A 7,226-nucleotide genomic window follows, 5' to 3' on the forward strand; every position below is an offset into this window, starting at 1 on the left:
AGCCCGGCTATGGTGACCGGATGCGACGCGTGGTCATCGCCGGGCTCGGCGACAGCGGTGTGCTGACCGCGATCAAACTAGCCAAGCACGCCGAGGTCATCGGCATCTCGTCCAAGCCGGGCCTGGTCAGCGGGCAGGAGCTGGGTTGGCGGCTGTCCCGGCCCGCAGAGTGGGCACGGCATAACTGGATCCCGTTCGACAGGTTCCGCGGTCTCGACCGGGTGCGCACCGTACAGGGGACGCTCACCGGCGTGGACCTCGAAGCCGGCAAGGTCTTCCTGAACCGTCCCGACGGCATCGCCGCCGCCGAACCGTATGACGCGCTGGTGATCTCGACGGGAGTCACGAACGGCTTCTGGCGTAGGCCCGATCTGCAGACAGCCGATGAGATCGTCAGCGGGCTGCGCTCCGCACACGACCGCATGGCCGCTGCCGAATCGGTGATCGTCATCGGTGGCGGTGCGGCCGCGGTGAGCAGTGCGTACAACGTGGCCAGAACGTGGCCGGGAAAATCGGTCGCGTTGTACTTCCCCGGCGAGCGGGCGCTGGAACACCATCACGACCGGGCTTGGGAGCAGGTGCGCAAGAGACTGGTCGAGGCCGGGGTGCAGTTGCATTCCGGCCACCGCGCGGTCATTCCCGAAGGCTTCGAGTTCGACGACATCACGAGTGGGCCAGTCGAATTCAGCACCGGACAATCGGCCGCATCCGCGGACGCCGTGCTGTGGGCGATCGGCCGGGTTCGGCCCAACACCGACTGGCTGCCCGCGGAGTTGCTCGACGAGCACGGGTTCGTGCGCGTCACCCCTGAGCTCCGGGTGCCCGGTCACCGTGGTGTTTTCGCCATCGGCGACGTCGCCGCCACTGATCCCCTGCGGAGTTCGGCGCGCAACCGCGCCGACGGTCTGCTCGCGCGAAACATCATGGCCGAGTTTGCCGATCGGCCGCTGCGCTCCTTCCGTCCGGCGAGCAGACGCTGGGGTTCGATCCTCGGTATCCAGTCCGACGGCCTCGAGGTGTTTGCGCCGAACGGAAAACCGTTTCGGTTCCCCGCATGGTCGTTCGAGCGGATCCTGATGTCGTTGATCGTGCGGCGCGGAATCTACCGCGGGGTGCGGGACAACCAGCCCACCGTCTGATCAGCCGCGCGGCATCTCGGAGGCGATGAGGTCCATCAGCGCCGGGTAGCGGTTGGCCTCCCGATGCGCACCGGGTTTGCCGCTGCTGATGAGACCCGCTGCCAGCCGGCGTTCGGGGTCGGCCCATACCGCGATGTTGCTCAGGCCGAGATTGCCGAAGGCGGCGGGCGCGTTGCGGCCGAACGGACCGAACCTGTTGGAGCCCAACAGGTATCCCGTTCCCCAGCGTGCGGGCACCAGACCGGTGGCGACATCCGGGCGTAGCCGCCTGCACTCGGTTGTTGCGGCTTTGAGGGTCTCCGGCCGCAGCACCCGCACTCCGTCGAGTTCGCCGCCGCGGCGCAAGATCTCGGCGAACCGCGATAGCTCGTTGGCCGTCGACACGGTATTGGAGGACGGCAGGACGCTGGTGAGATACCGCTCCGAGTTGGAGAACGGGATGATCTTGTGCATCGACCCGCCGACGGCAAGCTTGAACACCTTTTCCATTGGTGCGGGCATGGGTTTCCCGGTGGCGTGGCTGGGTGCCACCAGCGGAACATCCTGGGGCGCAACGCCGTAATTGGTCCAGCGGAACCCGAGTGGGTCGAGGATTTCGGTGGCGAGGATCTCGCGGATGTTCCTGCCGGTGGCAGCCGAGACGATCTCGCGCACCAGCGGACCCCATGTGAGCCCGTGATAGATGTGCACGAGCCCGGGCCGGTGCAGGGGTTTCAGCGCGCCGAGCTGTTCGCGGGTGTACTCGCTGTCGTCGATGCGCTTGAGGTCCACGCGCGGGCCGCGGTAGATCGGCACACCCGCGCTGTGCGTCATCACGTGCCGGATGGTGGTGCGGTCCTTGCCATGGCTGGTGTAGGTGGGCAGGTAGTCGCAGACGCGGTCGTCGAGCGCGAATTCGCCCCGCTCCACCAACATGTGCACGACGGTCGTCGTCATGGCCTTCGCCGCCGAGTACGCGCAGAACGGTGTATCCGTTGTGACGGGAACCTTTTCGGCGTCGGGCGGGTCCGACGGCCCGTTTCCCCAGCCGTGGCCGATGGCGCGGTTCAGGACGACTTTGCCGTTGTGCCGCAGACAGAGCTGGATCGCGGGGTGCATGCCCGCCTGATACCAGTACCGCGCCGCCGCCCAGATCCGTTCGATCGATGCCGGGTCGACGTCCGAGTGGTCTTCGTCGCCGATCGCGGTGACGGCGTCGAGGTCCGCCGGTACGCGGATTCGGCCGTCGGCGGTCACCCCGGTCCGGGGGCTGCGCCCGTCGCGGGCATGTGCTCAGTCGGAGTCTCTGTGATGGGCACCTCTGCAGCCGGCGCCTCTGCGGCCGGCGCCTCGGCGGCCGGTGCCGACCTCGCCGCGGGCGGACCCGACCTACCGCCGTTGAAGATGCCGGTACCGATGAGCGGGGCGAGTTGACCCAGTACGTCGGCGGGGCCGGCCTGTCGCGGCAGTGGGGCGTTGGGGGTCAGTGCCCAGGTCTGGCAGTCGTTCGTCGTGAACGTCGAGTCGTTCGCGAGGATCTGCACCACCGCCGGCTTCTTGGTGAGCGCGTTGTCGAGTAGTTCATCGCCGGCGGTCCGCTTCCAGTAGCACGCCGCGCCGTCGGGAATGGGACCCGCGGACGAGTAGACGCCCGGGACGATGTCTTTCCCGATCGCGTAGGTGCCGTCGGCGTCGATGGTCGTCTTCGGGCCGGGCGGGGCCGCCTCCGCGGAGGGCTGCCCGTCCGGTGCGGGCGTTTCGGACGGGGCGGGCACCGGGGCCGGCTCCGTGCTGGGTTGCGCATTGGCGTAAGCAGCGGAAACGCCGGCGGTGATCAGCAGCGCCGCCGCGAGCGCTGAAGTTCTCGTCGGCCTCATAACAAGTGAGTCTAAGCGTCAGCGGAAAGTGTTACTTCCGGGCCGGAAACCCGCCGCCGCAGCAGGGCTGTGACGACGGGCTTCCGCTTCGTGATGTGGTGGGCTCAGCCGGCCATGAACTGGCTGTATGCCGATGCGAGGTCCGGCGGCAGTACCGCGACGTTGCATTGGCTCTGCTTGTCGCCGATCGGCGACAGGATTCCGCGCAGGTCGTTGTACTCACCCGGGTTGGCGGTGAAGTACCCGCGCAGGGTTGCCGCCGCCTGGTCGCGGGGCTGGCTGAACGCGGTTGTGACCGCCGCGTTGGCGCCCGGATGGCTGGCGAGGTACGCCTGAGCCGAACCGGTCGCCGAGCTGACGGTGCCCGACAGCTCGCTGGCGCTGCAGCCGGCAGGAGTTGCCATTGCTGACGGTGCGGCGATGGTCGCGACGGCCAGGCCACCGAGCAGCGATCCTGCTGCGCAGGCGCCGGCGATACGAGCTGAGATACTGGTGAACTTCATATGTCTTCTTCCCTTTGAATTGCGAATTGTCGCTGTTGCCCCCGTTCCCGAATTCCACGGTAGCGAAACAAATGACGCGTCATCTGATGGATCGATAGCGCCCTCTGCCTGCGCCGACGGCGTTACACATCTAGGGCGTGATTTATGCCGCAATTTCGGCGGAATTCGATAAGCCCGCGACCAGATGGTCGTACAGATCTTGAAATTCCTCATGTTTCGGCGGGCATTCTTAATTGATCGTGATTTCGATAGAGACCTAATCGTTACGCGATGGGGCAGTAGGTTCGTGCGCATGCCGGGTGTAAGTGACGACGTGTGGGAAGTGATGGCCACTGCCAGGACGATCCGGCGCTTCACCGCCGAACCGGTAGACGACGTCACCCTCGTCCGATGCCTGCAGGCGGCGACCTGGGCGCCGTCGGGCGCCAATGCCCAGGCGTGGCGGTTCATAGTGCTGCGGTCGCCGCAGCAGCGTTCGGCGGTGGCGACGGCGGCGGCGCGGGCGCTCGAGGTGATCGAGCCGGTCTACGGGATGAGCAGGCCCGCCCCTGACGACGACAGCAGGCGTGCACGCGACAACCGTGCGACCTACGAGCTCCACGACCGGGCGGGGGAGTTCACCTCGGTGCTGTTCACCCAGAAACGCTTCCCGACGGCGTCCGAACTGCTGCTGGGTGGTTCGATCTTTCCTGCGATGCAGAACTTCCTGTTGGCCGCACGCGCCCAGGGGCTGGGTGCGTGCCTGACGAGCTGGGCCTCCTATGGCGGTGAGCAGCTGCTGCGAGATGCCGTCGGTGTGCCGGAGGATTGGATGATGGCCGGACATGTGGTCGTCGGTTGGCCCAAAGGCCGCCACGGTCCGGTCCGGCGGCGATCGCTCGAAGTGGTCGTCAACCTGGATCATTGGGACCAGTCTCCAGCAGACCTGCTGGTGGACAACACTTCTCGAGAAGCGAGGCGCACGTGAAACTGGATCTGCTCTCGCCGGGCATCGAGGTCGGTCTGGTGACGACGAATCTCGAGGCGATGGTCGCCTTTTATGAGGGTTTCCTCGAGCTCGAATTCCAGGGTGAGATCGAGTTTCCCGGCGGTTCGCAGCGCCGCTACTCGCTGGGTGGCAGCGTCTTGAAGCTGGTGACGTTCACGACGCCGCCGCTGTTACCCGCGACACCCGGTGGTGGGCGCGCGGCGGCCGGAGTCCGTTACTTCACGATCGGGGTCAAGGATCTGACCGGGTTGTCGAAGACGTTCGCCGAGTCGCCGTATGAGGTGGTGGAGCCGCTCACCGAGTTCGAGCCGGTCCCGGGCATGGGCTGGATGTTCGTCGCCGATCCCGATGGCAACTGGATCGAATTGTTCGGCACGCTGTAGGCATGACCACCCCGCCGCAGGCGCCGACCTGCTATCGGCATCCTGACCGCGCGACGTATGTGCGGTGCAACCGCTGCAACCGCTACATCTGCCCCGAGTGCATGCGCGACGCAGCCGTCGGGCACCAGTGCGCCGAATGTGTTGGCGAGGGCGCCAAGACGGTCCGGCAGGCCCGCACACAGTTCGGCGGTGTGCCGGCGGCCACGCCGCTGGTCACCTATGTGTTGATCGGCATCAACGTCGTGATGTTCGTGCTGCAGACGATGTCGTCCGAACTGGAGCGCGCGCTGGTGCTGTTCTCCCCGGCGGTGGCCGACGGGGAGTGGTATCGGCTGTTGACATCGGCATTCCTGCATTACGGCCCGATGCACATCGTCTTCAACATGTGGGCGTTGTATGTGATCGGACCACCGCTGGAGATCGCGCTGGGCCGGTTACGGTTCACTTCGCTCTACCTGATGAGCGCGCTCGGTGGGTCGGTCGCGGTGTATCTGCTGTCGACGCTCAACGGCCAGACCGCTGGCGCTTCTGGTGCGGTGTTCGGCCTCTTCGGCGCGACATTCGTGATCGGCAAAAAGCTGAACATGGACACTCGATGGGTTATCGGACTCATCGTGATCAACTTGGTCATCACGTTCGTGGTGCCCAACATCAGCTGGCAGGGCCATCTCGGCGGGCTCGTCACAGGTGCGGCTATCGCAACGGCGTACGCGTACGCGCCGCGGAAGAACCAGAACGCTGTGCAGGGCGGCGCCTTGGTGGGACTGCTGCTGTTGTTCTTGGTGTTGATCTGGTGGCGCACAGCAAGTCTGCTGTCGCCGTTCGGTGTAGCCTGACGGGTCGCGACACGACCTCGGGAATTCGCCCGCTGCTCAACCGCTGGACACTCGTGCATGTCAGCGTGGACATGTGACGGTCGAGTCGGCGACTCCTGCCAGAACGGGAGTGGTCGAACGGTTCCACCGGTTCTGTGACAAGGTGGTCGCCCTCCTGCCGTTCGGGCTGAGTTCCCTTGTTGCGCCGACGTTTCTCGGGTTCTGTCTGATCAACAGCTTCACGTTCGGCGTCGATCTGGTGCTGCTGTACCTGCTGCACGGGGTGTTGGCGGTGCCGGTGCCGATCGCGGTGACAGTGGCGTACACGTGCGCGTTCGCATTGAGTTACGTCCTCAACCGAATCTTCAACTTCTCCTCGCACGCGCCCGTCGGGCCGCAGTTCGCCATCTACGTCGTCGTGGTGGCGGTGAATTACTTCGCGTTCATCCTCGGCGTGTCCAGCCTGCTGACCGTGCTGGGTGTGGACTACCGCATCGCACGCCTCGGAGCGGGCGCCTGCGAGGCGGTGTACATGTACACCATGATGCGCTGGGTGGTCTTCCGGAAATAGCTGCGGCGGGCGGTGTGCTTAGAACGGCGCTGGGTCGTCGTCTCTTGGCGGTCGTGACCGGGTGGGGAAATAGCCTTCGTCGCAAGCACTTCCGGGACTCCGGTCTGGATCGTCGCCTTGTTGGCGATTGCGCATCCGTTCTTCGGTCTCAGCGTCGACCAGAATTTGATTGAGTCGGCGTTCGTCGGTGATGGCTTGGGTGCGGTTCTGGGCTCGGGTCTGGGTGCGCCGCGGCATGGCCAGCCCACGGGCGGCCGGGTCGGTGGTGGCGGTCGAGGGCGTGACGGTGACCGGTGCGGTGGGTCGGCACAGGGTGGGGAACAGGATTCGACTACCGGGATAGGTGGTGTAGGTCTGGCCCTGCGGTGAGGTCCACTGCACGGTGCCGTCGGGGAACTGCTGGTCCTGCCAGTCCCAGAATGTTTTGAGCAGGTGGTGTTTTCGGCATAGGCATTTGAGGTTGGACGCCTGGGTCGGGCCGACCGGGTAGGCGATGGTGTGGTCGATGTCGCAGCCATAGGCGGGGTGATCACAGCCCGGGAAGCGGCACGTCATATCCCGACACCGCACAAAGGTGGCCAGCACCGCCGACGGGAGGTAGCGCGGCTCGGGGGGTTTGTTGCCGGGATGCACGATTGGGACGATCTTCGCCGAACCGGCGATCTTGGCCGCCAACACGGGGGCGGGCAGCATCCCGCGACCCATGATGGCGGCCGGTGGGGTATGGGCGATGACCTTGGGTTCGGGTGGGCGGGGGGCCAGCAGTTCTCGCCAGGTCATCTCCTGCCACGGTTTTTGGTCGGGGTCAACGGGTTCGTCGCCGTCCAACTGCACCGGGGTGTCATCAGTGAGCGACTCCTCGTGCGCGATGACGTGCACGACGACCGCACTCGGTACAGCGTTTCTGGCGTCGCAGTCGGGAGCCTGTCACGAATTCTGTGTAAGTCCGAGATGGGACTACTACGAGTTGT

The 7,226-nt window shown here is 65.8% G+C and carries 9 protein-coding genes; 5 read left to right on the top strand and 4 right to left on the bottom strand.

Annotated features, from left to right (window positions below; genetic code table 11):
• Nucleotides 1-20: 20 nt before the first annotated feature.
• Entirely contained in the window at nt 21-1,139 is a 1,119-nt protein-coding gene (locus tag M1248_RS20450; RefSeq protein ID WP_317149551.1) for an FAD-dependent oxidoreductase, read from the top strand.
• Here the strand turns inward: M1248_RS20450 and lipE are convergent, their stop codons facing one another.
• The 3 genes from lipE to M1248_RS20465 form a co-directional block, all read right to left on the bottom strand.
• The gene (lipE, locus tag M1248_RS20455) at nt 1,140-2,375 is read right to left on the bottom strand and encodes a lipase LipE (protein WP_317149552.1); all 1,236 of its coding nucleotides are present in this window, start codon (nt 2,373-2,375) and stop codon (nt 1,140-1,142) included.
• On the bottom strand, nt 2,372-2,995 hold the full coding sequence (locus tag M1248_RS20460; RefSeq protein ID WP_317149553.1) for a hypothetical protein: 624 nt from the start codon (nt 2,993-2,995) through the stop codon (nt 2,372-2,374). Before M1248_RS20460 ends, lipE begins: the two co-directional genes overlap by 4 nt.
• A 104-nt stretch (nt 2,996-3,099) precedes the next feature.
• Entirely contained in the window at nt 3,100-3,498 is a 399-nt protein-coding gene (locus M1248_RS20465) for a heme-binding protein (RefSeq protein ID WP_317149554.1), read from the bottom strand.
• A 292-nt stretch (nt 3,499-3,790) separates the two neighbouring features.
• Between M1248_RS20465 and M1248_RS20470 the strand changes: the two genes are divergently transcribed.
• The 4 genes from M1248_RS20470 to M1248_RS20485 all read left to right on the top strand — a co-directional run bounded on the left by M1248_RS20470 (nt 3,791) and on the right by M1248_RS20485 (nt 6,255).
• Entirely contained in the window at nt 3,791-4,465 is a 675-nt protein-coding gene (locus M1248_RS20470) for a nitroreductase family protein (RefSeq protein ID WP_317149555.1), read from the top strand.
• Nucleotides 4,462-4,869: a VOC family protein gene (locus tag M1248_RS20475; protein WP_317149556.1), complete on the top strand. Its 408-nt coding sequence runs from the start codon at nt 4,462-4,464 to the stop codon at nt 4,867-4,869. Before M1248_RS20470 ends, M1248_RS20475 begins: the two co-directional genes overlap by 4 nt.
• Before the next feature lie 2 nt (nt 4,870-4,871).
• A complete protein-coding gene (locus M1248_RS20480; RefSeq protein ID WP_317149557.1) occupies nt 4,872-5,705 on the top strand; it encodes a rhomboid family intramembrane serine protease in 834 nt (277 codons plus the stop codon).
• Between the two features lie 73 nt (nt 5,706-5,778).
• A complete protein-coding gene (locus tag M1248_RS20485) occupies nt 5,779-6,255 on the top strand; it encodes a GtrA family protein (RefSeq protein ID WP_163732137.1) in 477 nt (158 codons plus the stop codon).
• Between the two features lie 18 nt (nt 6,256-6,273).
• Here M1248_RS20485 and M1248_RS20490 read toward each other — a convergent pair whose 3' ends face one another.
• Nucleotides 6,274-7,134: a hypothetical protein gene (locus tag M1248_RS20490; RefSeq protein WP_410506703.1), complete on the bottom strand. Its 861-nt coding sequence runs from the start codon at nt 7,132-7,134 to the stop codon at nt 6,274-6,276.
• Nucleotides 7,135-7,226 lie beyond the last annotated feature (92 nt).

The sequence above is a fragment of the Mycobacterium sp. 29Ha genome, from assembly GCF_032883055.1.
In the GTDB taxonomy this organism is placed as follows: domain Bacteria; phylum Actinomycetota; class Actinomycetes; order Mycobacteriales; family Mycobacteriaceae; genus Mycobacterium; species Mycobacterium gallinarum.